The sequence below is a fragment of the Nannocystis punicea genome, assembly GCF_026965555.1.
Lineage (GTDB): Bacteria > Myxococcota_A > Polyangia > Nannocystales > Nannocystaceae > Nannocystis > Nannocystis punicea.
This window is the reverse complement of record NZ_CP114040.1, coordinates 11,498,888-11,522,679: the sequence shown is the minus strand read 5'-3', so window position 1 is coordinate 11,522,679 and position 23,792 is coordinate 11,498,888. Positions and strand designations below refer to the sequence as shown.

The 23,792-nt window shown below is 71.0% G+C and carries 18 protein-coding genes and 1 pseudogene; 8 read left to right on the top strand and 11 right to left on the bottom strand.

The window, feature by feature from the left end; all coding sequences use genetic code 11:
* Positions 1 to 3: 3 nt before the first annotated feature.
* The 6 genes from O0S08_RS44205 to O0S08_RS44180 form a co-directional block, all read right to left on the bottom strand.
* Entirely contained in the window at positions 4 to 240 is a 237-nt protein-coding gene (locus O0S08_RS44205) for a hypothetical protein (RefSeq protein ID WP_269035542.1), read from the bottom strand.
* A complete protein-coding gene (locus O0S08_RS44200; RefSeq protein ID WP_269035541.1) occupies positions 237 to 2,150 on the bottom strand; it encodes an IgGFc-binding protein in 1,914 nt (637 codons plus the stop codon). Before O0S08_RS44200 ends, O0S08_RS44205 begins: the two co-directional genes overlap by 4 nt.
* A gap of 275 nt (positions 2,151 to 2,425) precedes the next feature.
* A complete protein-coding gene (locus O0S08_RS44195; RefSeq protein ID WP_269035540.1) occupies positions 2,426 to 2,767 on the bottom strand; it encodes a hypothetical protein in 342 nt (113 codons plus the stop codon).
* 25 nt (positions 2,768 to 2,792) lie between these two features.
* Positions 2,793 to 4,685, bottom strand: coding sequence for an IgGFc-binding protein (locus O0S08_RS44190; protein WP_269035538.1), 1,893 nt, complete (start codon positions 4,683 to 4,685; stop codon positions 2,793 to 2,795).
* Positions 4,686 to 4,847: 162 nt separating this feature from the next.
* On the bottom strand, positions 4,848 to 5,849 hold the full coding sequence (locus O0S08_RS44185) for a hypothetical protein (protein ID WP_269035537.1): 1,002 nt from the start codon (positions 5,847 to 5,849) through the stop codon (positions 4,848 to 4,850).
* Between the two features lie 76 nt (positions 5,850 to 5,925).
* Complete coding sequence (locus O0S08_RS44180; protein WP_269035536.1) at positions 5,926 to 8,148, bottom strand: alpha/beta hydrolase family protein; 2,223 nt, start codon at positions 8,146 to 8,148, stop codon at positions 5,926 to 5,928.
* 401 nt (positions 8,149 to 8,549) lie between these two features.
* On the opposite strand from O0S08_RS44180, the pseudogene O0S08_RS51475 reads away from it, so the two are divergent.
* From O0S08_RS51475 to O0S08_RS44160, 4 genes and pseudogenes are all read left to right on the top strand, one after another.
* A pseudogene (locus O0S08_RS51475) lies at positions 8,550 to 8,990 on the top strand (FIST N-terminal domain-containing protein); the annotation flags it as partial.
* Positions 8,991 to 9,036: 46 nt separating this feature from the next.
* Positions 9,037 to 9,588 (top strand): STAS domain-containing protein, encoded by a 552-nt coding sequence (locus O0S08_RS44170; RefSeq protein ID WP_269041967.1) that lies wholly within the window; start codon positions 9,037 to 9,039, stop codon positions 9,586 to 9,588.
* A 211-nt stretch (positions 9,589 to 9,799) separates the two neighbouring features.
* The gene (locus O0S08_RS44165; RefSeq protein WP_269035535.1) at positions 9,800 to 10,609 is read left to right on the top strand and encodes a uracil-DNA glycosylase family protein; all 810 of its coding nucleotides are present in this window, start codon (positions 9,800 to 9,802) and stop codon (positions 10,607 to 10,609) included.
* 58 nt (positions 10,610 to 10,667) lie between these two features.
* Positions 10,668 to 12,110, top strand: coding sequence for a dihydrolipoyl dehydrogenase (locus tag O0S08_RS44160; protein ID WP_269035534.1), 1,443 nt, complete (start codon positions 10,668 to 10,670; stop codon positions 12,108 to 12,110).
* Here O0S08_RS44160 and O0S08_RS44155 read toward each other — a convergent pair.
* Positions 12,082 to 13,269 (bottom strand): DUF4215 domain-containing protein, encoded by a 1,188-nt coding sequence (locus O0S08_RS44155; protein ID WP_269035533.1) that lies wholly within the window; start codon positions 13,267 to 13,269, stop codon positions 12,082 to 12,084. The genes O0S08_RS44160 and O0S08_RS44155 overlap by 29 nt on opposite strands.
* A gap of 483 nt (positions 13,270 to 13,752) precedes the next feature.
* Here O0S08_RS44155 and O0S08_RS44150 point away from each other — a divergent pair, with 483 nt between their 5' ends.
* Positions 13,753 to 14,340 carry a hypothetical protein gene (locus O0S08_RS44150; RefSeq protein ID WP_269035532.1) on the top strand — a complete coding sequence of 196 codons (588 nt, stop codon included), beginning with the start codon at positions 13,753 to 13,755 and terminating at the stop codon, positions 14,338 to 14,340.
* A gap of 74 nt (positions 14,341 to 14,414) precedes the next feature.
* Here O0S08_RS44150 and O0S08_RS44145 read toward each other — a convergent pair whose 3' ends face one another.
* A complete protein-coding gene (locus O0S08_RS44145) occupies positions 14,415 to 15,827 on the bottom strand; it encodes a cytochrome P450 (protein WP_269035531.1) in 1,413 nt (470 codons plus the stop codon).
* 55 nt (positions 15,828 to 15,882) lie between these two features.
* On the bottom strand, positions 15,883 to 16,461 hold the full coding sequence (locus O0S08_RS44140) for a peptidoglycan recognition protein family protein (protein ID WP_269035530.1): 579 nt from the start codon (positions 16,459 to 16,461) through the stop codon (positions 15,883 to 15,885).
* Positions 16,462 to 16,707: 246 nt separating this feature from the next.
* Here O0S08_RS44140 and O0S08_RS44135 point away from each other — a divergent pair, with 246 nt between their 5' ends.
* From O0S08_RS44135 to O0S08_RS44125, 3 genes are all read left to right on the top strand, one after another.
* The gene (locus O0S08_RS44135) at positions 16,708 to 18,306 is read left to right on the top strand and encodes a M16 family metallopeptidase (RefSeq protein ID WP_269035529.1); all 1,599 of its coding nucleotides are present in this window, start codon (positions 16,708 to 16,710) and stop codon (positions 18,304 to 18,306) included.
* A 1-nt stretch (position 18,307) separates the two neighbouring features.
* A complete protein-coding gene (locus tag O0S08_RS44130; protein ID WP_269035528.1) occupies positions 18,308 to 19,855 on the top strand; it encodes a M16 family metallopeptidase in 1,548 nt (515 codons plus the stop codon).
* A gap of 249 nt (positions 19,856 to 20,104) precedes the next feature.
* On the top strand, positions 20,105 to 21,241 hold the full coding sequence (locus O0S08_RS44125; RefSeq protein WP_269035527.1) for an STAS domain-containing protein: 1,137 nt from the start codon (positions 20,105 to 20,107) through the stop codon (positions 21,239 to 21,241).
* Between the two features lie 10 nt (positions 21,242 to 21,251).
* On the opposite strand, the gene O0S08_RS44120 is transcribed toward O0S08_RS44125, so the two are convergent.
* Both O0S08_RS44120 and O0S08_RS44115 read right to left on the bottom strand, forming a co-directional pair.
* Positions 21,252 to 22,562 carry a DUF4215 domain-containing protein gene (locus O0S08_RS44120; protein ID WP_269035526.1) on the bottom strand — a complete coding sequence of 437 codons (1,311 nt, stop codon included), beginning with the start codon at positions 22,560 to 22,562 and terminating at the stop codon, positions 21,252 to 21,254.
* 248 nt (positions 22,563 to 22,810) lie between these two features.
* Positions 22,811 to 23,713, bottom strand: a complete 903-nt coding sequence (locus tag O0S08_RS44115) for a hypothetical protein (RefSeq protein ID WP_269035525.1) — start codon at positions 23,711 to 23,713, stop codon at positions 22,811 to 22,813.
* Between the last annotated feature and the right edge of the window lie 79 nt (positions 23,714 to 23,792).

Here is a 23,792-nt window from a genome sequence, read left to right as displayed (position 1 = left end):
GCCTCATACCATGAGGGCGATTCGCCGGGCGCGCAGGGCCGAGAGCGCGCCGGAGAAGTCCGCAATTCGACGGCCATCGGCGCGCCGATGACGGCCGTGCGGATCCGGACCGTCACGATCTGAAGACGAGGTGAATTGCTGGTCGCGCGCCCGCGCCTGCCCGCTCTCGCGCCTCGTCGCCGCGATCGTGCGATCGGCGGCGACGTGCGAATGATAGTACTCGGGGGTCGTCCCGCTCACTGCGGGAGGATGTCGAGGTCGAGGCCGCCGGGGTACCAGTAGCTGCCGTAGCTCTGCACGCCGTAGACGCCGATGCCCACGCCGACGTCGCCGACCACGGTGTGGTTGCCGTCGCCGTTGTTGTTCAGCTTGATGTGGGCGACCTGGTAGTTGGTGGCGCCGACGGCCTGCCAGTTGCCGACGGCGACCCCGTCGACGGTGACGTTGGCGTTCTTGGGCGCGAGCACGTCGACGTAATTGGCGGTCCAGCTCGGCTGGGCGTGGAACAGGTAGTTCTTGCGCCACTGCAGCGGGTTGACGGCCAGGAGCATGGCGGGGTCGCTGGTGCCGTAGCCGCCGTCCTGGCCGACCATGTACTGCGACACCAGGATCTTCTTGTCGGAGGTGACGACGAACTTGGCGGTGGTGGTGGTGAGCTCGACGAAGTCGCCGGCCTGGGCCAGCACCTTGTTCACGGGCTGATCGGGCGAGAACGTCAAGGTCGTGTTGGCCTCGCTGGCGATCACGCGCACGATCTGGGCCTTGTCGAGCTGGTCGTTGGGGACCTGCACCGGCGGCACGACCACGTACTCCTTGGCGAGGGTCTCGATCGGGAACATCGACTCCTCGAGGTGATCGCAGGCGGTGACGTTGAGCGGGACGTTGGTGCACTCCTGGCCGCCGAACACCTGCACCGGCTTGTCGGCCGTGACGATCGTGCCGGTCAGGTCGCCGCCGGCGCCCGACATGACCTGAAGGACATCATCGGCGTTGAGGGTGACGACGCCGGTGCCGTCGGCCGCCACGCCGCCGCCGGCCTGGACGATCTTGCCGGTGGTCGAGGGCGTGAGGGTGACCTTGGTGTTGTCCTGGTTGGCGACCACGGCGTAGAAGCCGGGGTAGCTGAGCCACGTCGGCCAGGCGGCGACCACGTAGTTGCCGGTCCAGGTGTTGACGGGCAGCAGCAACGAGGCGTCGTTGGTGGTGGTCGCCTTGAGCGGGTTGTACTGGTAGACGGTGACCGGCCGGCTGCTGCGCAGGCGGTAGGCGCCGTCGGTGACGACCACCGAGGGGCCCTGGCCCTGGGCCAGCTGGTTCACCCACGGCAGGACGATCAGCTGGACGCTCATCGGCGCGACCATGACCTGGGTGATCTGGTTGGCGCCGCGGGTGACGGTGACCTGGGCCGCCTGGTCGGAGGTGTTGGCGACCGCGACCGCGTACTCGTTGATGGGCGCGGAGATGTAAGTGTCGTGCTGCTGCAGGACGGTCGGGTAGTAGTCGCAGCCGATGTACGACAGGCCGAGGCCGGCGCAGGCGCCGAGGCAGGCGCCGACGTCGGGGTCGCAGGCGAGGCCCTGCAGGCCGTCGCAGGTCTCGAAGGCCTCCCAGGTGCCGCTCTCGTTGCACTTCTGGACGTCGTTGCCGACGCACTGGCTGTCGCCCGGGGTGCACTCGGTGCAGCCGATGCCCGGCGCGCAGGCGACCGGACACTCCTCTTCGCTCTTGAAGCCGCCCATGCCGTCGCACACCTGGGCGGTGTTGCCGTCGCAGACGATCTGGTCCTCGGGACAGGACGGATTGCCGCTCGTGGTGGTGGTCGAGTCGGTGGTCTCGCTGGCCGAGACGTTGCCGGTGGTGCTCGTGCCCGCGTCGGTGGTGCTCGTCGTCGCGTCGGTGCTGGTCTGCGTGGCGGCGGTGGTGTCGTCGGTGGCGGCGGTGGTGCCGGTGGCCGAGATGCTGCCCTCGGTGGTCGGCGCGCCGGTGGTCGGCGTGTCGGTGGTCGGCGCGGTGGCGCTCGTCGTCGGGCCAGGTCCGGTGGTATCGGGGGCGGTGGTGGCGACAGTGGCGGAGGCGTCGATGGAGCCGTCGTCGCCGCAAGCGACGGCGAGGGGCAAGGCGAGCAGGGCGTATCGGCGGAGACGAAGCATCCGGGCCTCATACCATGAGGGCGATTCGCCGGGCGCGCCGGGCCGCGAGCGCGCCGGAGAAGTCTACGCATTCGAGCGATTGTGGGCACCTCGCAATGCCGAGGTCGCCGGTGAGGACCCGGACATCCACGGGGGTGAGACGAGGCGATCTGCTCGTCCTCGTGGCTCGCAGGAGCGCCATGGCGCCTGGTGCGATGATTCGCGCGTCGCCGCGATCGCGCGGTCGACGGCGCGGCCGCGAATGGTGGCACTCGGGTCGTCCGTCCATGCCGCGCTCACGGGCCGATCCGGCGCTGGCGGACCGCCGAGCCCTTGCGCCGGGCGGGATCGTGGAATGCGGGGTGCATGTCGCCGCGCGTGTCGAGTTGTGCCGACATTGAACGCGCGATGGCCTCGGCGGCCAGCGATTCATGAGTCCACGCGCCCTCGGCGTCGCGGTGCAGGAGCACGAGCGCGTATCTCCCGTCCTCCGTGACATCGCCGTTGGTGAGCACCCACGGCGTGTCATCGGGGGCGAAGGTCGTGGCGAACTCGGGGCGATCGCTGGCGAGCTCCGGCGGCGCCGGCGGTGCCGCGAACAGCCGCCCGATCGGCGGCTGCGCGCGCGTGGCCGCCATGCGCACGCCCGACCGAGCGCCCCGCTCACTGCGGGATGAGGTCGAGGTCGAGGCCGCCGGGGTACCAGTAGCTGCCGGCGTCCATGACCCCGCCGATGGCGACGCTGACGCCCTGGTCGGCGGTGATGCGGTGGTTGCCGTCGCCGGCGTTGCTCAGCTTGACGTGGCCGACCACGTAGCCGGTGTTGCCGATCGGGGCCCAGCTGGCGACCGCGACGTTGTCGACCGTGACCGAGGTGCCGGTCTTGGCGATGAGGTCGACGTAGTTGGCGACCCAGTTGGTGGGGGCGTGGACGAGGTAGTCCTTGCGCCACTGCAGCGGATTGACGGCCAGCAGCATCGACGGGTCGCTGGTGCCGAAGCCGCCGTTCTGACCGACCATGTACTGGGCGACGAGGATCTTCTTGTCGGCCGAGACGACGAACTTGGCGGTGGTGCTGGCGATCTCGATGAAGTCGCCGGCGTTGGTGAGGGTCTTGGCGACCGGCTGGTCGGGGTTGAAGGTGAGGGTGGTGTTCGCCTCGCTGGCGATGATCCGCACCATCTGCGCCTTGTCGAGCTGGTCGTTGGGGACCTGGACCGGCGGGACGACCACGTACTCCTTGGCGAGGGTCTCGATCGGGAACATCGACTCCTCGAGGTGATCGCAGGCGGCGACGTTGTCGGGCACGTTGGTGCACTTGTGGCCGCCGATGACCTGGACCGGCTTGTCGGCGGTGACGATCGTGCCGGTCGGGTCGCTGGCGGTGGCGACGACCTGCAGGACGTCGCTCTCGTTGAGCACGACGACGCCGGTGCCGTCGGCCGCGACGCCGCCGCCGGCGGCGATGATCTTGCCGGTGGCGGAGGGCGTCAGGGTGACCGTGGTGTTGTCCTGGCGGGCGGTGACGGCGTAGAAGCCGGGGATGCCGGTCCACTGGCCGCGCGCGGCGACCACGTAGTTGCCGGTCCAGGTGTTGACGGGCAGCAGCAGCGAGGCGTCGTTGGTGGTGGTCGCCTTGAGCGGGTTGTACTGGTAGACGGTGACCGGGCCGGTGGTGCGCAGGCGGTAGGCGCCGTCGACGACGAGCGCGCTGGGGCCGTCGCCCTTGGTCAGCTCGTTGACCCACGGCAGCTCGAGGATCTGCACCGCGTTGGGCGCGACGCTGCTGGCGGCGACCATGTTGGCGCCGCGGGTGACGGTGATGTTCACCATCTGCGCCGAGGTGTTGGCGACCGCGACCGCGAACACGTCCGTCGGCGCGGTGTTGTAGAGGTCGTACTGCTTGGTGACGGTGGGGTAGTAGTCGCAGCCGATGTACGACAGGCCGAGGCCGGCGCAGGCGCCGAGGCAGGCGCCCACGTCGGCGTCGCACGCGAGGCCCTGCAGCGCGTCACAGGTGTCGGTGATCTCGAAGCCGGTGCCGGTGTCGTTGCAGGTGGCGACGTTGTCGCCCTGGCACTCGCTCTCGCCGGGGACGCACTCGACGCACCCGAGGTCGGGGGCGCACGCGGTCGGACAGGCCTCCTCGCTCTTGAAGCCGCCCATGCCGTCGCACACCTGGGCGGTGTTGCCGTCGCAGACGATCTGGTCTTCGGGACAGATCGGCGGCTCGCCGGTGGTGTCGGTCGCGGCCGTGGTCGAGACGCTGACGTTCTCGGTGGTCACGGTGCCGGTGGTGGCGAGGGTCGGGTCGGTGCCGGTGGGCGGCGCGTCCGTGGTCGGACCCGCGGTCGACTCCGTGCCGCTGTCGGTGCCGGTGCCGTTGCTCGTGCTCGTCGGTGAGTCGGTGGTCGTGCCGGGGCCCGTGACGTCGGGGTTCGAGGTGCCCGGGACGGTCGTCGGAGAGTCGGTCACTGCCGCGGTGGTTTCCCCGCCGTCGATACAGGCGGTGGCGAGCGGCAATGTGAGGAGTGCGTAACGGCGAAGGCGAAGCATCCTCGCGTCCTATCACGATCGTGGCCCGGCTCGCTGGCCGGCGCGCTCGACTGTTGCCAGGCTCACAATCGCGGACGAGCAGATCACCCCGGTGCGCGCGGCGCCGCGAAGGCGGCGCGCGGGGTTGCTCTTAGGGGGCGCCGGAGTCGCGCAACTGTCGGGTCACTGCAAGCCGCAGCGGCCGACGTCCTCGAGCCCGGACGGCGCCTGGCCCATCTCGAAGTACGGCAGGCAGACCTGACCGGCGCCGGGGCAATCGGGGGTGTCGAGGTCACACAGCGGGGTGCAGCAATTGCTGTCGGGGCCGCACTCGACGGCGGCGACCTCGGGCTCGCTGCACAGGAGGCCGGCGGCGCAATTGGTCCGCTCGCACGGCTCGAAGGCGGCGCCGAGCGGCGCGAAGGTGTCCGGGGTGCAGGCGAACACCGCCGGGTCCTGGATGGTCGGATGGCAATGATGTCCCGCGGGACAGGTCGGCTCGAAGGGGTCGCAGGTCGGCAGGCACAGCGGGGCGGCGGCGCCGTCGTGGACGAACACGCAGCCGGTGCCGGGGACGTGCGAGCAGTCGGGGACGTCGGGCGAGCCGTGGCACAGGCTGACGCAGGTGCCGGTCAGGGCGAGCGGATCGATGAACCAGCAGGTGGCGCCGATTTCACAGTCGTTGCGGCCGCTGAGCGGGTCCATCTCGGAGGTGCAGGCGCCGCCGATCGGCACCGGCTGGGCCGGCAGCTCGGTGCAGATCGTCCGGCTGAAATCATCACACCCGCCGCTCGCGGGCGAGCACTTCGAATCGGACGGGCAATCTTGCACCCACGGATCGCAGTCCTTGCTGGCGATCGCGGCGCAGCCGCCGTGGCCGCCGGCGTCGTGGGGCGTGATGAAAACGCTGCCGTCGCCGGTGGTCGTCGGACTCGTGGTGGTGGGATCGGGGGTGGTGGGATTGGTGGTCGGACTGGCGGTGGTAGGATTGCCGGTGACCGTCGAGGTCGTCTCGATCAGCGTGGTCTCGCCGGTCGTGCTCGCGCCGCCGGTGGCCTCGGGCCCAGTGGTGGCCGGCGGCGAATCGGTGGTGCTGGTGGTCTCCTCCGCGGGCTTGGGGCCGCAGGCGAGGGCGCAGGTGAGAAGGGCGAAGCAGACGACCCGGCGGCGCGGAAGGAAGGCCATGCCGCCGAGAATATCACAAAACTTCCGGAAAAAGTATAAAAACTAACTCCGCGGCGAGCGGAGCGCGCGAAACCGCTCATTTCACCGTCGGGACGTTGTTCGACAGGGCGGTGGCGAAGAATTCGGCGATTCGCGTCATCTCGGCCGGTTCGAAGGCGACGTAGTGGCCGTCCTTGCCCTTGGGCGCGGGCAGCATTCGGGTGACGACGGTGAGCTGGCCGCCGCCGGCGTTGCCGGTGGCAGGGAGCGCGACCTCGGGCAGCCATTGGCCGGACGTCCAGCCGCAGGCGACGCGCTCGTTCTCGTCGGTGTAATCATCACAGGGCGGCTGGAACAGGCTCTCGCCGCCGATCGGCGCGGCGATGCCGATGGCGAGGTTGCCGGCGGCGCGCAGCGGGCTGTAGCTGTCGACGTGGCCGATGTAATTCAAGACGTGCTTGGCCGGCACGCCGTCCAGCGGGCGGCGGCGGATCAGCGGCGCGGTGTTGTCGGCGTCGGAGCGATTGACGAAGGTGTTGAGCAGGACGAGCATCGGGTGCGGCGTGTCGAGCGGGTGGTCGGGGCGCTCCTGGAAGGCCAGCTGCAGCAATTCGCGCGGGGCCAGCCAATCGCCGTTCACCGGGTTCTCGACCTTGGGCTCCTCCTTGCCGAGCAGCGTGCGCGTCAGCTTGGCGCCGCCGCCGCTCAGCACCGCGGCGCGGACGGAAGGCTCGAACGGCAGGAACAGCGCCCCGGAATTGGCGCCCTGGCTGTGGCCCATGAAGAACAGCGCGTTCGCGTCGAATCGCAGCACCTGGCCGGCGAGCAGGGTGCTGTCTTGCCACTCCTCCGCCAGGCGCACCGCGGTGAATTGATCGATCGCCCCCTGCACGATCGTGTCGCGCGCGGACTCGGGGTTGTAGACGTTGAACACCAATTGATCGACGTCGAGGCCGCCGACCTCGCCGTCGTCGTCGCTGTCGTTGCGCCGCTCGCCGTGCATCACGCCCTCGAGGGCGATGGTGGCGAAGCCTCGCTCTGCCAGCGCGCGGGCGGTGCCGTCGATCAGCGGGCTGCGGAAGCCGCCGCCGGTGCCGTGGGCGTAGATCAGCGCCGGCCAGCCGCCCTCCGGCGTGGGGCCGGCCGGCAGGGTGACGCTGAAGCAGGCGTCGAAGCTGCTGCGCTGGACCGGCAGGCCGCCCTCGACGTCGATGCGGCCGCCGATGTCGGCGTACGGCGGGATGCCCTCCTGGAAGATCGGCAGGCGCACGCGGCCCTGCACCTCGAGGTGCTCCGAGGACGGCGCGCCGCACTCGCGCTCGGCCCGCTCGTCGGCGGTGAGGCCGGTGAACTCGGAGCACGGGCTCGGGCCGGCCGCCTGGCACAGGTGCAGGTCGGAGACGTAGAGCGGGGCGGCTCGCGCGGCCGCGCGGGCGCCGGCGAGGACGTCGGTGTTGGCGGCGGTGGTGAAGACGGTGCCGCCGATCAGCTGGCTCTGCTTGACCTGGATGCCGGCGCTGTTCTCGGGGCTGGCGAGGAACTGCCGCAGCGGCGCGAAGGTGTCCCACGCGGCCTTGCGCTTCGCATCGGATGGGGCTGTCCCTTGGAGCATGGCCGAAAAGTCAGCGTCCGGGCTGAACCGCTCGCCGCCGACGGTGCGCAGGCTGTCGGTGAGGAGCACCGCGTAGGTGGTGCCGGGCTCGAGCGGCACGCCGTCGATCGTCTCGACCGCCAGCCAGTTGCGGCAGATATAATTGTTGCCGCTGGTGTCGCCGTTCTTGGCGCTGTACGACAGGCCCTCGAGCTTCTTGCCGTAGTCGGGGTGGCCCGGGTCGACGTTGACGAAGAAGATCCCCTGCGGCGCGTCGACGCCGTGGGTGCTGCGAAAGAGGACCGCGCCGTTGACGGCGAAGCCCGGCGCGTCGGACCGCAGGTGCGACAACCAGCGCTCGACGACGTTGCCGAATGCGGGGTCGAGCTCGGCCGGCGGGCTGGGAAAACCGGTGAGGTCGATGCCGCCGCCGCGGCGCCGGGCGTCGAGCGGGAACGGCAGGCGGAAAAAGTCGCGGCCCGCGACCTTGCCGGCGTCGAGGTCGAAATAAAACTTCGGCCCGGCCTCCTGCTCCTCGGCAGCAGGCGCGCAGGCGACGCCGGGCCAAAAATCGGGCGGTAAGCCGGCGCCTGTGGTCGGCTCGCCGGTGGTGGTCGTGGTGGTGGTGCCATCGCCGTTCCCGCCGCCGTGGGAGGCGGTCGACGCGTCTTCTTCAAAACCACACGCGAACGGAAACAGGAGGGCGACAAGGCGGGGGGACCATCGCATGCCGAGAACATACCAGCGATGAGCGGGACCGCGCAACGAAGGTGCAGCCGGTCGATGCAGCAGCAACGGGCCGCGCGGCGCAGATTGCAGACTTACAGTGCCGCCAATCGCCGCCATTGGTGGTAGTGCGATCTGCCAGCGATCGCCGCCGACCCGCGAAACACCCCGGCGCGGGGCCGCAGGCGGACAGGGGAAACCTGCGAGGGAAACGGCCCCCCCCGCAAAAAATTCGATGCAGGGGCGCAAACGCGCGCGCGTTCGACTCGGGGGAGTCGCTCCAAACGGCCGCTGCGGGGCTCCACGGACCCTCTCACGGCCATGGTCCTCGTTTGCGGGTGCTTTGATCCGCAACGAAAGCACATAACCTGCGACTCTGTGTTCTTATCACCGCGGAGGTGTTCATGGCATCGATCGTGATGGCGACCGCGCGGAGCCACGCGGCGGACCCGCAGACCGCCGCCGACGAGCTGATCCGCGGGCTCGGGGCGCCGCCCCGACTGGCGGTGATGTTCGCGTCGAGCGATCGAGACCAGCGCGCCCTCAATGACGCGGTGCGAGCCCGGCTGCCGGCGACGACGCGGCTGATCGGGGCGACGACGGGCGGAGAGATCGATCACGACGGCCTCCACACCGGCAGCGTGGTGCTCGCCGGCCTGTCGGGGGACTTCGAGATCGGCCTCGGGCTCGGCAAGAACCTGAGCGAGGCGCCGGTCGAGGCTGGAGCGGCGGCGATGGCCCAGGCCTGCGCCGAGCCGGGCGTGGCGCCGGAAGACGTCGACACCGAGCGCTGCGTCGGCCTCGTGATCGACGACGGCTTTCGCTACAAGAAGGAAGAGCTGCTGATCGGAATGCTCGACCGCAACCCGGGGGTGGTCCTGGTCGGCGGCGGTGCCAGCAATTCGGTTCATCCGCCAGAAGAACGACGAGCTCGACCGCCTCACCGCCGAGCTCGAGCAGGCCCGCGCGGCCGAGGCCGAACGCGCCCGCGCGCTCGAGCTCGGCAACGAGAAGCTGCGCCGCAGCGAGCAGGAGAACCTCGGGCTGATCGTCCGCCTGCGCGACCTGGTGGCCCAATTGTCGACGCCCATCCTGCGCGTGTGGCCGGGCGTGCTGGCCCTGCCGCTGGTCGGCGCCGTCGACGAGGAGCGGGCCGCGGCGATCACCTCGCGCACGCTCGAGGAGGTGGCAGCCGCTCGCGCCCGCTTCGTGATCCTCGACGTCACGGGCGTGACCATCGGCGACGATCGCACCGCCGCGCACGTGGTCGCGCTGGCCCGCGCGACCCGCCTGCTCGGCGCCCGCTGCATCGTCTGCGGCCTGCAACCTGCGGCGGCCGGGGCGATGGTGACGCTCGGGCTCGAGTCGGCGGCGCTGTCGGCGACCCGCGACCTGTCGGCGGCGCTGGCGGAGATCCTCCGCGCGGTCCCACGATCGCAATAGCGGCCGCGGCGATTCACGACCGCGAATTCACGGCGGTGCAGCGCCGCGGAGCCGCCGCCGGCGACCATCACGCGTAGCAAGCAATTACTTCGGTCGCGTCGACCTCCGCGCGAGGATCGCGGCAGTGAAAGTCTTGCGAGCGGGCATACAAAAACGGCGATTGCTCGGGCCTTGCTGCGAGCCTGCGTTTCGGCGTATGGCGGGCGATGTCATGATGACGACGATCGCCGCCGAGCTGCAGGCCGCAGCCAGACGTCTCGCGGACGAGGTGCGCAGCCTCTCGTTCTCCGAGCCCATCACGCACGTGTATCACCCGCTCGACTACGCGTGGGCGCCTCACGCCGCGTACATCGCCGCCTACGGGCGAGCGCGCAAGGACGTGGTGTTCCTCGGCATGAACCCGGGGCCGTTCGGGATGACGCAGACGGGGGTGCCGTTCGGCGAGGTCAAGGCGGTGCGCGACTTCCTGAAGATCGAGGCGCCGGTGTCGCGACCGGGCCGCGAGCACCCGGAGCGGCCGGTGCAGGGGTTCGCGTGCACGCGCGCGGAGGTCAGCGGCTCGCGCCTGTGGGGCGCAGTGCCCCAGCGCTGGGGCACCGCCGAGCGGTTCTTCAACCGCCACTACGTCGCCAACTACTGCCCGCTCACCTTCATCGAGGCCGGCGGCAAGAATTTCACGCCCGACAAGCTGCCCGCCGAGCAGCGCGCGCCGCTCGAGGCCGCGTGCGACCGCCACCTGCTGCGCCTGGTCGAGCTGCTCGAGCCGACGTGGGTCATCGGCATCGGCGCGTGGGCCGAGAAGCGGGCGCAGAAGGTCGTCGGCGCGCGGGCCAAGATCGGCAAGATCCTCCACCCCAGCCCGGCGTCGCCGATCGCCAACAGCGGCTGGGCCGACGCGGCCGCGGCCGACCTGGCGGCGCTCGGCCTGTGTCCGTTGAGTGACCTGCTGCAAGAGACAGGTCCGAAGACGCAGGTCCAAAAGGTCAGGCGCGCGGGCGGCCGCGGGGCGCACCCGGGCTGACGGGAAGCGCGGATCCGCACGGACGCGCCACCCGGCCGGATTTGGCTATAGTTCCGGCATGCGCGAGCAGACGGTCGATGTCGCGGTGATCGGCGCGGGGACGGCGGGGCTCAACGCCAGGCGGGCGGCCGAGAAGGCCGGGGCGCACGCGGTGGCGATCGACTCGGGGCCGCTCGGGACCACCTGCGCGCGGGTCGGTTGCATGCCCTCGAAGCTGCTGATCGCCGCCGCGGAGGCGGCGCACGCGGTCCGCGAGGCCAGGCACTTCGGCGTGCACGCGGGCGAGCCGCGGGTGGTCCCCGGCGAGGTGATGGGCCGCGTCCGCCGCGAGCGCGACCGCTTCGTCGGCTTCCTGCTGGCCGAGGCGCGCACGCTCGGCGAGCGCGGGCTCTTGCTCGACGGTCGAGCTCGCTTCGTCGAGCCCAACCTGCTCGCGGTCGGCGACGCGCTGCGGGTGAGGGCGCGCAAGGCGGTGGTGGTGGCGGTCGGCTCGGCGGTGCGATCGCCGCCGCTGCTGGCGCGGCTCGAGTCGCCGCGGGTGATCGACTCCGACCGGGTGTTCGAGCTCGAGGCGATCCCCGAGCGCCTGCTGGTGGTCGGCGCGGGGCCGATCGGGGTCGAGCTCGGGCAGGCGATGGCCCGCCTCGGCGCGCGCGTGACGGTGCTGTGCGCCGACGCCAAGGTCGCGGGGATCCGCGACCCCGCGGTGCTCGCCTCGGCCAAGTCGGCGCTGGCGCGCGAGCTGACGCTGCACACGCGGTCGACGCTCGAGGCGGCCGAGGCGCGGGCCGACGGGGTGTGGGTCCGCTTCCGCGGCGAGGACGGCGAGGTGTCCGAAGGGACATGGCCCATGGTGCTGACGGCGACCGGCCGCGCGCCGCGGCTGCAGGGGCTCGAGTTGGAGCGCGCGGGGGTCGAGCTCGACGACAAGGGCCGGCCGCGCGAGTTCGACGCGGCGACGCTGCAGTGCGGGGAGGCGCCGGTGTTCCTCGCCGGCGACGCGTCGGGCCTGCGGCCGCTGCTGCACGAGGCGATCGACGACGGCCAGATCGCCGGGCGCAACGCGGCGGCGTTCCCCGCGGTGCTGCCGGGGGAGCGCCGCACGCCGCTGGCGATCGTGTTCACCGACCCGCAGGTGGCGTTCGTCGGCCGCCGCTACGACTCGCTCGACCTGGCGACCTGCTCGATCGGCCAGGTCGACTTCGGCGACCAGGGCCGCGCGCGGGTGATGGCCAAGAACCACGGCCTGCTGCGCGTGTACGGCTCGCCGGCCACCGGCGCGCTGCTCGGCGCCGAGCTGGTGGCGCCCGCCGGCGAGCACCTGGCGCACCTGTTGGCGTGGGCGATCCAGAGCGGCCTGACGGTCGAGGAGGCGCTGCGCCTGCCGTTCTACCACCCGGTGATCGAGGAGGGCCTGCGCACCGCGCTCCTCGACCTCCGCAGTCAGATGTCCGCAAAGACAGGTTCGCCGTCTACTTCACGCACGTCCAGTGGACCGTGACGCACAGCAGCGGCCCGAGGCCGTCGCTGCCGCAGGCGCCGCCGCCGTCGAAGGTCTGCTGGCCGTTGGCCTGACAGCTGGAGCCGCCCTGGCAGTAGCCGCACACGTCGCCGCAGGTGCCGCCGATCTGGCCGACCCCGCTGTAGCCGAGGTTCTGGCAGATCAGCTCGTGGTGGAAGCTGCCCTGGTTGTTGGCGGAGACCCAGGCCCAGTTGGCGTTGGCGTCGCACACCACCCACGGTGAGCCGGTGCCGGGGTCGTTGCCCTGCTGGCACTTCTGGGCGAACACCTCGATCTTGCACACCGACGAGCAGCCGTCGTTGTTGTTGGCGTTGCCGTCGTCGCAGTCCTCGCCGGCGGCGGGGTTGATCTTGCCGTCGCCGCAGGCGGCGGTGGTGCAGTCGTCGTCGCACTGGGCGGTCTGGCCGGCGGCGTCGCACTGCTCGCCGGCGGCGGCGTTGACCTTGCCGTCGCCGCAGGCGGCCGCGGTGCAGTCGCCGTTGCACTGCGGGGTCTCGCCGCCGCCGTCGCACACCTCGATGCCGGCCTGGACGACGCTGTCGCCGCACTTGGCGACCGCGCAGGTGTTGAGGCAGGCGTCTTCGTTGACGATGTTGCCGTCGTCACAGGCCTCGCCCATCTGCACCACGCCGTCGCCGCAGGCGCCCGCCTTGCACGCGTTGCTGCAGGCGTCGTCGTCGACCTGGTTGCCGTCGTCGCAGGCCTCGGCGCCCATCTGCACCACGCCGTCGCCGCAGGCCGCGGCGACGCAGCTGTTGCGACAGGCGTCGGTGTCGATCTGGTTGCCGTCGTCGCAGGCCTCGCCGGTCTCGATGATGCCGTTGCCGCACACCGGGTCGGGCTCGCCGGTGGTGCCCATCGTCGCGGTCGCAGTGGCGGTGGCGGTGGCCATGCCGGTGGTCGAGTCGGTGGCGCCGTCGGTGGTGGTGCCGGCCTCGCTGTCGCTGCCGCCGTCGCTGGTCGAGGTCGTCGGGGTGCCCGTCGTCGGCGCGCCGGTGCTGGTGTTCTCGACCGTGGTCGCCATCGACGCGGCCGGCGGCATGGTCGTGAACGGGTTGCTCCCGGTGTCGAGCGCCTCGCCGCCGCTGCACGCCGCGACCCACAGAACCGCCAGGCCCCAGACGCTCGATCTCACCATGGTGGACATCTTTCCGGCGGCCTCGCGGCCCGTCAAGCCGGACCGCAGGTCCACGTGTGCCGAGCCGCGCGAATGGGTGCAGTCCCCGGTCGACGTGTCGATCCATTCATGTTCGGCCGCGGCTGGAACCGCGCGCCGGGCCCGGGCCAGGTCCGCGTCTGCGGCTCAGCCCGGCGGCGAGCGGCTCGGCGCAATGTCTGCCGGCATTGTCGACATGGCGAACAGGGCATGTGCTGTGAGACAGGGTCCGGCGCCGTCGCGGGCGGGCTCGGCCGTTCCCGGGGGGAGGGACGATCTGCTGTGATTCGTGGGAGGGTGGGACAATTGTCAATGCGCAATTTGCGCGGCGCCCTGGTGTGATCATTTCGCCGTGCGCGATTCATCGCCGGCGTGGGGCTGCGCGGGGGCTGCGGGTCGACGCCGGCCGCCTCGCACAGGGTTTGATCAGCCCCGTCGATGGACGGCTTCAAAGGAACGGACGTCATGCATCACGCGAACAAGATCCTCATCGTCCTCGCGCTCGTCGTCGGCTGCGATCAACAGCAATTCCTCAAGAAGGAGATCGCCGCCGTCGCGGCGGTCAAGGACCGCTCCGCCGCCGCGCCCGTGGTGGTCGCGCCGAAGACCGCCGCCGCGGTCGCGAAGGCCAGCGACCCCAGCGCGTTCTTCAGCCTGTCGGACTGCCTGGGCTCGTGCGACGGCGTGAACACGCCGACCGACCGCACGACCTGCCGGCTCAACTGTGAGACGGCCTACGGCGCCGAGGCCCGCGGCGCGGTCCAGGCCGCCGACGACGACGCGATCGCCCAGGTCACCGGCTGTCTCGGCCGCTGCGGCGGCAGCCACGACCGCGAGGCCTGCGCCGAGTCCTGCAAGACGACCGCGGCGCAGTCGGCGGCCGCTCCGTCGACCGAGGTGCTCACGCAGCTCGACGCCTGCGTCAAGCTCTGCCACGTGGACAAGGGCGTCCGCGCCACCGACCAGGCCACCTGCGAGCTCAACTGCGCCCAGGTCGCTCGCGTCGAGGCGACGCCCCCGCCGTCGGCCGTCGCGGGCGCGCCGGCCTCGTGAGTCGATCTCACGAGATGGCGGAGAGGACATGCTCGAACGGGCATATCCTCTTTTTTAATGGAATGTCCGAAGGGTCAGCTCGCAGCATTCACGGCCGTGCGCGCGGGGCGGCGGCGGATCCGGCAGCGGATGTCGCGCGTCGGCGAGAGCACGCCGAGGCCGGCGCGGGTCTTGTCGAGGGGCGGCAGGCTCGGCTCCGACAGCTCGATCTCGAGGCGCGTGAGGGCGAGGCCGGCGAATTGCATGACCTCGTTGTTGGCGAGGAAGCGCCCGGGGCACATGCTGACGCCGCCGCCGTAGGGCATCAGCGGGATCGGCAGGCGCTGGCCGCGTTTGCTGAATTGCCGCGGGCCGCCGCCCTCGGACAGGAAGCGGTCGAAGCGGAAGCGCTCGGGGTCGGCGAAGATCTCCGGGTCGCGGTGCATCAGCTGGGGGCACAGGGCGACCCGGTCGCCGGCTCGCAGGGCGATGCTGCGGCCGTCGGCCAGGCCGAGCTCGCAGTCGCGGCCGACCAGGCGGATCGTCAGCGACTCGCTGCACAGCCGCAGCGACTCGCAGATGCTGCTGAACAGCTTCGGCAGGCGCTTGAGGTCGGCGAAGCCGCGCTCCTCGACCTCGGCGACCACCGCGGCCCGGCCGTGTGGGTCGCACAGCAGGTGCGCCAGCGACCAGAAGGCCGCCGGCAAGGTGTTGGCCTGCGAGGCCCACAAGATCCCGACCTGCAGGTGCTGGCGATTGCGCGGCGTGGTCATCCTCGCCAGCAGGAGGTCGCGCGCGCGGATGAAGGCGCTGGCGTCGGGGCGCATCCGGTCGACGCGCGCGAGCAGCCGCTCCCGCGCCCGCAGCAGGCCGGGGAACGCCCCCGCGGGGACGCCGGCCGCCAGCAGCGGGAACCATCGATCGGTGCGCTGGAAGTCGCGGAGCGCGGCGGCGTCGGCGATGCCCTCGCCGTACAGGGTCTCCATGCCGGCGGCGAAGATCACCCGGGCGCTGAAGTCGAACAGCCCCTCGTCCTGCCAGTCGTCGCCGGCGAAGCGGTCGAACGCGACCCGCAGCCGCTCCTCCATGCGCGAGGTCAGCGGGCCGAGCGCGGCGTTCTTGAGGTGGTCGTGGTAATAGCGCTCGAGCTCGTCGTAGTCGGGGCCCGGCGGCGGCTCGAAATAGCCGAACGCGCGCGTGCCGATCTCCTGGCCGATCTCGTGGAAGGTCAGGTTGTCCTGGGCCTTGAGCACGTGCGGATAGCTGTGCGGGTCGCAGACGAAGTGCATCCGCCGACCCGCCACCAGCAAGGTGAAGACATCGCCGTGCTCGCGCTGACACTCGCGCAGGAGGGCGGTCAGGTCGCGCCCCATCGCGAGCGCGTGGCCGAGGAAGGGCAGGCGTGGGCGGACGATCGGCGGCTCCCCGGGCCGCCGCGCCCCGCCGGTCATGCGAATGGCGGCGCGGCCCTTGGCGCGGACGAGGGCGGTACGGAGCGACTCGAGCATGGCGCGGGACTATAACACGCGGCGATCTCGCGGCGCCCATGACATGTCCTAAGGGTCATGTCTCTGCGCCGATCCGCCGCAGGTACTCGGCCCGCGGGAAGTGCTTGCCCGGGCACTGGGTCAGCTTGTCGTCGACGACGCGGTGGGTGCTGACGCGCTCGGCGGCGATCGAGCACTCGCGCATGAGGGCGGCCGTGAGGTCGACGAGGGCGTCGAGCATCGGCGCGGGCAGCGGCCGCTCCTCGAAGTTGCCGATCAGGCACACTGCGATCGAGGCCGGGGCGTTCTCGGGCTTGAACAGGTGCGCCGCCGGCTCCTGATACCGCCAGCGCGCGGCCTCCACGAGCCCGGCCGGGCGCTTCTTGCCGTTGTTGATCACGAAGTGGTACTCGGCCCCGAGCGGGTCGCCGAAGCGCTTGCGGTGGTAGCGGTCGATGCCCGCGAGCGTGGCCCACTCGGCGGCGGTGTGATGCACGACGATCCACTGCCATGCCCGCAGCGGGGCGCCGGGAGCGCGAAGGCGCGCGAGCAGCTCGGCGTTGCTGGCCGCGACGTCGACCTCGGGCGGTCGCGCATGCACGCGGACGGGAAGGAGGGCAGTGCAGGCGGCGGCGAGCAGGGAACGACGGCGCATGGGCGACCGACCATACGCACGGACCCGCGGCCCGAGTCCGACACGCGGCCGTAACAACGTACGAATGGTGAGGCGCCCGTTCCGGCCGCGATCTCGACGGCGACCTCGGGCCGTCTCCGGGCGCCGCTGCGACCCCGGTTTCGCAGTCCGGACGGGAGGGAAGTCGCCGCGGCCGCGGCGCCCGTGAGCCGCGTTTGCTCTTGCGGACGGACGAGCGATGCGCGAAAAGCTATCCGAGGAGAAACAATGGCCACACGGCACCTGCTCTTGCCCCTCGCGCTGCTTCTGGGCGCGGCGGCTCCCGTCCAGGCGGCGCCCGCGAAGCCCGCTGCGGACTCGCCAGGGGTCGACATCCCCTACGAACGCTACGTCCTGCCCAACGGCCTCGAGGTGATCTTGCACCGCGACTCGGCCGCGCCGCTGGTGGTCACCAATTTCTGGTACCACGTCGGCAGCGGCGACGAGACGCCCGGCAAGAGCGGCTTTGCCCACCTGTTCGAACACATGATGTTCCAGGGCGCCAAGCACATCGGCAACGACGTGCACTTCAAGATCCTGCAGGAGATCGGCGGCACCGGAATCAACGGTACCACCAATTCGGATCGCACCAATTACTTCGAGGTGGTGCCCAGCCACCAGCTCGAGACGGCGCTGTGGCTCGAGTCGGATCGCATGGGCTACATGCTCGACCTGCTCGACGAGAAGAGCCTCGCCAACCAGCGCGACGTGGTCCGCAACGAGCGGCGCCAGCGCTACGACAACGTGCCCTACGGCCGCGAGCGCTTCGCCGTCGCCGAGGCGCTGTACCCCGAAGGCCACCCGTACCGCTATCTGACGATCGGCCGCCACGAGGACCTCGAGGCCGCCAGCGTCGCCGACGTGCAGGGCTTCTTCCGCAAGTGGTACGTGCCGAGCAACGCGACCCTGACGATCGCCGGCGACTTCGAGCCGGAGCAGGCCAAGGCGCTGGTGCAGAAGTGGTTCGGCAGCTTCCCGACCCTGCCGCAGCCGGCCCACCAGCAGATCGGCGCGCCGGCGCTGACGCAGACGGTCCGCCGCGAGCTCGACGACCCGTTCGCCCGCCTCTACCGCATCCACTACGCGTGGCACAGCCCGCCCCGCCTCGGCGGCGGCGACATCGAGCTCGAGGTGCTGGCCGACGTGCTCGGCTCGCCCGGCTGGGGCCGCCTGTACAAGGCGCTGGTGCTCGAGGACAAGAGCGCCCAGTCGGTGTCGGCCTACCAGGGCGGCGCCGGCCACTCGGGCACGTTCCACGTGATCGTCGACCTCAAGCCCGGCCAGGACCCGGTCAAGGCCGAGCTGACGATCCGCCGCGAGCTCGAGCGGATCCTCCGTGAGCCGGTCAGCGACGCCGAGCTCAAGCGCGTCGTCGTCGGCACCGAGTCGTCGTTCGTGTGGGGCCTCGAGGACGTGATGGGCCGCGTCGAGCGGCTGCAGTACTTCAACCACTACGCCCGCGACCCCGGCTACGCCAACACCTACCTGCAGCGCCTGCGCGCGGTCACGCCGCAGCGCGTGCGCGAAGTGGCCAACCAGTGGCTGGTCAAGCCGCACGCCGAGATCCTCACCAAGCCGGCCGCGCCGCCGCCGGGTCCGCCCGAAGGGACAGGTCCCAAGGGACCTGGCGCTTCGGCCAAGCCCGATGGGACAGGTGCGAAGAAACCTGCCCCCGAGGCCAGCTCGGCGGACGCCGCCGCTTCTGCCAAGAAGAAGCCGCCCGCGGACGCCGCGGGAGACGCGGGGGCCAAGCCGGCGCCGAAGCCGAAGAAGCCCGCAGCCACGGACAAGCCGGCGGACGCCGCCGCCGCCGCGAAGGAGGGCTGACATGAAGACCACGATTACGCTGAGCCTCCTCGCACTGTCGGCCGCAGTCGCCGCGTGCAAACCGCAGCCCGCCACCCAGCCGCCCGCCGAGCAGCCCGCGCCGGTCGCGACCGCGCCGACCCAGACGGAGGCCCCGCCGCCGCCCGCCGACTGGCCCGACGAGCCGTTCCGCGCCACCCGCCCGACGCCCCCCCAGGTCGCCGAGCTCAAGCTGCCGCAGGTCGAGACGTTCAAGCTCGACAACGGCCTCGAGGTCTACCTCGTCCGCAACGACAAGCTGCCGACGGTGTTCATGAACTTCGAGTTCGACTTCGGCAGCGTCAGCGACCCCAAGAACCAGGTCGGCCTCCACTCGCTCTGCCTCGACCTGCTCGACGAGGGCACCGCCCGCCTCGACAAGGTCGCGTGGGAGGAGAAGCAGGCCGACCACGCGGTCCTCGTCGGCGCCGGCGCCGGCTCCGACACCTCGAACCTGACGGTCCGCGCGCTCAAGCGCGAGCTGCCGGCCGCGCTCGACCTGCTGGCCGAGATGCTGCGCGAGCCGGGCATGCGCGAGGCCGACTTCGAGCGCCTCAAGGACCGCCGCAAGGCCTCGATCGCGCAGGCCAAGGGCAACCCGAGCTCGATCGCCGGCCGCGTGATCTCGCCGCTCCTGTGGGGCGCCGACCACCCGTACGGCCGGATCGAGACCGAGAAGACGATCGACGCCATCCAGCTCAAGGACTGCACCAAGGTGGTCGGCAAGCTGAAGCCCGGCGGCGCTCGCCTGTGGGTGGTCGGCCAGGTCACCCAGGACGAGATCAAGCAAGAGCTGGCGTCGCGCGTGCCCGAGTGGAAGGGCAAGGCGCCGGCCAAGGCGAACGTCGCGGCCGCCAAGCCGCGGCTCGGCTCGGTGTTCTTCGTCCACGTCAAGGACGCGCCGCAGTCGTCGGTGTACGTCGGCCACGCGGGGCCCAAGCGCAATGCGGCCGACTACGAGGCGACCGACCTGATGGCGGAGATCCTCGGCGGCTCGTTCTCCAGCCGGATCAACATGAACCTGCGCGAGGACAAGGGCTACACCTACGGCGGCCGCGCCGGCTTCGGCTACCGCCGCGCCGGCAGCACCTTCGCCGCCAGCAGCCAGGTCCGCACCGACGCGACCGGCCCGTCGCTGCGCGAGATCGCGAAGGAAATCGCGACCATGCGCACCTCCGACGCCAAGCCCGACGAGCTGTTCCGCGTGCAGGAAGGCGCCCTCCTCGCCCTGCCCGCCGAATTCGACACGCCGACCTCGACCTTGATGGCGTTCCGCCAGCTCAAGTTCTACGGCCTGCCGCTCGACTGGTACGACGGCTATCAGAAGCGCCTGCGCGCGGTCGACATCGCCGCCGTCCGCAAGGCCGCCGAGAAGCACCTGCGCGCCAAGGACTTCGTCGTCCTCGTCGTCGGCGACGCCAACAAGGTCCTCGGCGACCTCGACGCGATCGCCACCGAGAAGCTGTTCGGCGCCGGCGGCGTGGTCGTCCTCGACGCCGACGCCCAGCCCACCAAGCGCCCGACCGAGTAGCGAGGCGACGCCGACTTCGGCGATGTTGCGAGCGCGCGGCCCCAGGGCCGCGCGCTCGCTGCATTTTCAGCGCAAGGTGGCGGGAGATGGGGGATTGTACATAGGCGTGGGCGCAGGCGCACGGGTGCACGCATTCGAAGTCGTATGATTGCTCCGCAGCGCGCGCGCCTGCACGTGCGGGCCGCCCAGACGCCGTTCGCACGCGGTTTCGCGTGGACAGCTGGCGCGTGGCTGTGTTTGACTCGTGAAATGGTGAATCCCTCCGGTCCCGCAGCCGATGCGCGGGAGGCCCGACTCCTGCGTAATGCGCCGTTCATCGCCGTCGAGCTCGACGCGCAGCGGCGAATCACCGTGTGGAACGAGGCGGCCGCCCGTGTGTTCGCGGTGCCGGCCGCCGAGGCGCTCGGGGCCGCGATCGAGCAGCTGCTCCCGGCCGCCGACGGGTTCTGGGCCGGCCTCGCCGAGGGCGGCCCCCGCACGGCCACGCACACCCGCAAAGACGGGGCGCAGGTGACCTGCGAATGGACGCGCCAGATCGAGCACGACGCCGCCGGCGCGGTGACGTCGATCGCGTGCTACGCCCGGGATATCAGCGACCGGGTCGCCCGCGACACGACGCTCCGCCTCGAGGGCGCGATGCTGCGGGCGATCATCGAGAACATGAACATCATCGTGTGGACGATGCAGCACGACGGGATATGTACATACCACCGGGGCAAGGGGCTGGAGAGCATCGGCATGCCCCAGCACGCGCTGGTCGGCCAGAACATCCGCGAGCTCTATAAAAGCCTCGGCCGGGAGCCGCTCGACGGCGCCCTGGCGGGGACGCTGCAGCACACCGCGACCGAGGTGCACGGGGCGTGTTTTGAAAATTGGATGATCCCCGTGCGCGGCGAGGACGGCTCGAGCGAGCTGATCGTGGCGCTGTCGCTCAACGTGACGGAGCAGCGCGAGGGCGAGAGGGCGCTGCGCGAGAAGCTGCTGCAGATCGAGCAACAACAGCAGGTGATCCGCGAGCTGTCGACGCCGATCGTCGAGGTGTGGGACCGGGTGCTGACCGTGCCCATCATCGGCATGATTGACAGGGGCCGCGCGACGGAGCTGATGGACAACCTGCTGCAAGCGGTCGCCAGGACCCGCGCTCGCTTCGCCATCCTCGACGTCACCGGGGTCGAGGAGGTCGACACCGGCACCGCGGGCCACCTCGTGGGCCTGGTCCGCGCGATCCGCCTGCTCGGCGCCGAGGGCGTGATCACGGGGATTCATCCCAACATCGCCCGGACGATCGTGACCCTGGGAGTCGAGACCGGGGCGCTCACGGTGCGCGCGTCGCTGCGCGAGGCGCTCGGGCACTGCATCCGCGAGATGAGCGGCTCGCGGGAATGAGTCCGCGGCATCAGGGCTGCTCGAAGCAGTAGATGCGCGCGGACTTGTCGCAGGTGACGTCGCAGGCGTCGGTCCAGCCGCCGTCGTCGCGCTTGACGCTGCCGGCGCGGCCGATCGCGCCCATGTCTGCGGAGGTCCACTGATCGCAGTGGCCGGCGAACGAGTTGTTGCCGTCGATGCCGGTCCAGACCACGTGGGAGCCGCTGCAGTCCTGGCCGCCGAGGAGCTCCTGGTTGGTGTCGGTGATGTCGATGCCAGTGATGATGTCCTGATCGGTCAGGTCGGTCCAGCTGTCCGCGATCTCGTGGGTGGTGGTGTCCTTGAGGGTGTAGTAGGGGATCGAGCTCTTGTGGAAGTTGTTGCCAGGGCCGACGTTGCCATCGCCGAGCCAGGCCTTCCAGTTGCCGCCCTGGATCTTGAGCCAGCCCAGGTCGCTGGCGGCGAGCTCGCCGCAGCGGGCGTCAGCGTCTTCGATTGAGCCGAAGTCGGAGTTGCCGGGGATGTAGAGCTTCGAGCTGACGAACACGAGGTAGGCGCTGCGGCTGCAGTCGTCGTTGCACACGCCCTTGCTGTCGTTGTTGTCGTTGTGGGTGCCGTGGTCGCAGTCCTCCTCGCCGAGGTGGAGGATGCCGTCGCCGCAGGTGGCCAGCTTGCAGTCGGCGAGGCAGTCGTCGGACTCGACGTCGTTGCCGTCGTCGCACTGCTCGACGCCCATGTTGACCTTGCCGTCGCCGCACACGTTGTTCTCGCACGCGAGCGTACAGGCGGCGTTGTCGGCGTTCTGGGTCACGCCGTTGTCGCACTCCTCGCCGGCCTGGACGATGCTGTCGCCGCACACCGGGTTCTTGCAGGCGTTGGTGCAGCCGTCGTCGCTGACCAGGTTGCCGTCGTCGCACTCCTCGCCGGGCGAGACGACGCCGTCGCCGCAGCCGGGCGGGCCGCAGCTGTTGGGGCAGTCGTCGTCGTCGACCAGGTTGCCGTCGTCGCAGAACTCGGTGCCCTCCCACTTCAGGCCGTCGCCGCAGGCGGCCGGCTTGCAGCCGGTGACGCAGGCATCGGTGTCGAGGTCGTTGCCGTCGTCGCAAGCCTCGACCCCGTTCTGCACGAAGCTGTCGCCGCAGGTCGCGTTCTTGCAGGTGCCGAGGCAGGCGTCGGTGTCGTCGAGGTTGCCGTCGTCGCACTCCTCGTCCGGATCGAGCACCCCGTTGCCGCACGAGACGAGCTGGCAGTCGACGCAACCCGCGACGTCGCCGTCGCAATCTTCCCCCGCGCCGACGTAGCCATCTCCGCAGACGTTGTAGGTGCAGATCGGCGTGCACACGCCGTTGCCGTTCGGGCCCTGGTCGCACTCCTCGCCGTCGTCTATTTGATAGTTGCCGCACAAGTCGCCGGGGCCGCCGCTCGTGGTCGGCCCTGTGGTCATGATCGGCTCGGGGGCCGTGGTCGACGTCTCGGTCGACGTCGTGTCCGTGGCCGCGCCCGGGTGGCCGATCGCGTCGAAGAAGCAGCCCGAGAGAAGGACCCCGAATCCCATCCACCAGCGTCGCATGTCGATCCTCCTACCGCAGCCTAGAACGCGAATCGCAGCACCGCGCCCGCGGAGCGCGGGCTGAACGTGGGAGCGATGCCGTAGCGGGCCGGCTTGGACTTTCGCCGCAGGCCGAGCGCCAGCAGCGTCGCGCCGGCAGCCAGGAACACCGGCGCGGAGATGATGCCGATGGTGGCGGCGCGATCGAGGTTGGTCGCGCGGCGATGATAATCGGCGCAGATGCCCTCCAGCGCGTTCGGGTCGCAGGCGTGGTTCGGGTGGTTGAACCCGTCCTCGTAGCGGTTCATCTGCACCAGGCTGGCGCCGAAGAGCACCGCCATCGTCACGCCGGCCCCGAGGGCCACGCCGCCGCCGATCGCCAGGCCCTTCCACGGCTTGCTCGGCGCGGGCGGGGCTGGCTTCGAGCGCTCCGGCTCCGGGAGCGGCTGCGGCGACTCGGGCGCCGGCCGCCGGGCCTTGTCGAGCGCGGCCAGCTTGCCGCGGACGTACACCTGCGCCTTGACCACGGTGGACGGCAAGCTCTGCCCGGGATATGCCGTCGCGTGTGCCTCTGCGTATTTGTCGAGCGCGCTCAATACGGTGACCAGTTCGGCGGCGACGACCGCCTCGCCGCGGGCCTCGATCGCCTTCACGAACGCGTCGGCCGCGTATTCGTAGATCGCCGCCCGGTTGTCCCGGTGCTCCGGGGTCTCCGGCATCAGCTCGGCGGCGTCGATCCACGCGTGCGCGGCCGCGCTGTACTCGCCGCGGTTGTATTCGTCCTGCCCGCGGCGCATACCGGCGTCGACCGCCGCCATGTTCGGGCGCGCGGGCGCGGCGACGGCCAGCGGCTCGAGCGCCGTGGCGACGATGCATACGGAGACACAAGACAATCGCGCGACCGCGACGAGCCGCCGACCCCACCCATACCCGACCGATACCATGCAGCCACGATAACACGGCCGGGCGCCCGCCGGGGCGCGAGGCCGCCCCGGGCGATTCTGCGAGTCCGTCGATTCCGCG

Bases quoted from the DNA above. Each gene is read 5' to 3' on its own strand.
- O0S08_RS44200 (WP_269035541.1), bottom strand. From the start codon at position 2,150: ATGCTTCGTCTCCGCCGATACGCCCTGCTCGCCTTGCCCCTCGCCGTC.
- O0S08_RS44195 (WP_269035540.1), bottom strand. From the start codon at position 2,767: ATGGCGGCCACGCGCGCGCAGCCGCCGATCGGGCGGCTGTTCGCGGCA.
- O0S08_RS44190 (WP_269035538.1), bottom strand. From the start codon at position 4,685: ATGCTTCGCCTTCGCCGTTACGCACTCCTCACATTGCCGCTCGCCACC.
- O0S08_RS44185 (WP_269035537.1), bottom strand. From the start codon at position 5,849: ATGGCCTTCCTTCCGCGCCGCCGGGTCGTCTGCTTCGCCCTTCTCACC.
- O0S08_RS44180 (WP_269035536.1), bottom strand. From the start codon at position 8,148: ATGCGATGGTCCCCCCGCCTTGTCGCCCTCCTGTTTCCGTTCGCGTGT.
- O0S08_RS44165 (WP_269035535.1), top strand. From the start codon at position 9,800: ATGATGACGACGATCGCCGCCGAGCTGCAGGCCGCAGCCAGACGTCTC.
- O0S08_RS44160 (WP_269035534.1), top strand. From the start codon at position 10,668: ATGCGCGAGCAGACGGTCGATGTCGCGGTGATCGGCGCGGGGACGGCG.
- O0S08_RS44155 (WP_269035533.1), bottom strand. From the start codon at position 13,269: ATGGTGAGATCGAGCGTCTGGGGCCTGGCGGTTCTGTGGGTCGCGGCG.
- O0S08_RS44150 (WP_269035532.1), top strand. From the start codon at position 13,753: ATGCATCACGCGAACAAGATCCTCATCGTCCTCGCGCTCGTCGTCGGC.
- O0S08_RS44145 (WP_269035531.1), bottom strand. From the start codon at position 15,827: ATGCTCGAGTCGCTCCGTACCGCCCTCGTCCGCGCCAAGGGCCGCGCC.
- O0S08_RS44140 (WP_269035530.1), bottom strand. From the start codon at position 16,461: ATGCGCCGTCGTTCCCTGCTCGCCGCCGCCTGCACTGCCCTCCTTCCC.
- O0S08_RS44135 (WP_269035529.1), top strand. From the start codon at position 16,708: ATGGCCACACGGCACCTGCTCTTGCCCCTCGCGCTGCTTCTGGGCGCG.
- O0S08_RS44130 (WP_269035528.1), top strand. From the start codon at position 18,308: ATGAAGACCACGATTACGCTGAGCCTCCTCGCACTGTCGGCCGCAGTC.
- O0S08_RS44125 (WP_269035527.1), top strand. From the start codon at position 20,105: ATGGTGAATCCCTCCGGTCCCGCAGCCGATGCGCGGGAGGCCCGACTC.
- O0S08_RS44115 (WP_269035525.1), bottom strand. From the start codon at position 23,713: ATGGTATCGGTCGGGTATGGGTGGGGTCGGCGGCTCGTCGCGGTCGCG.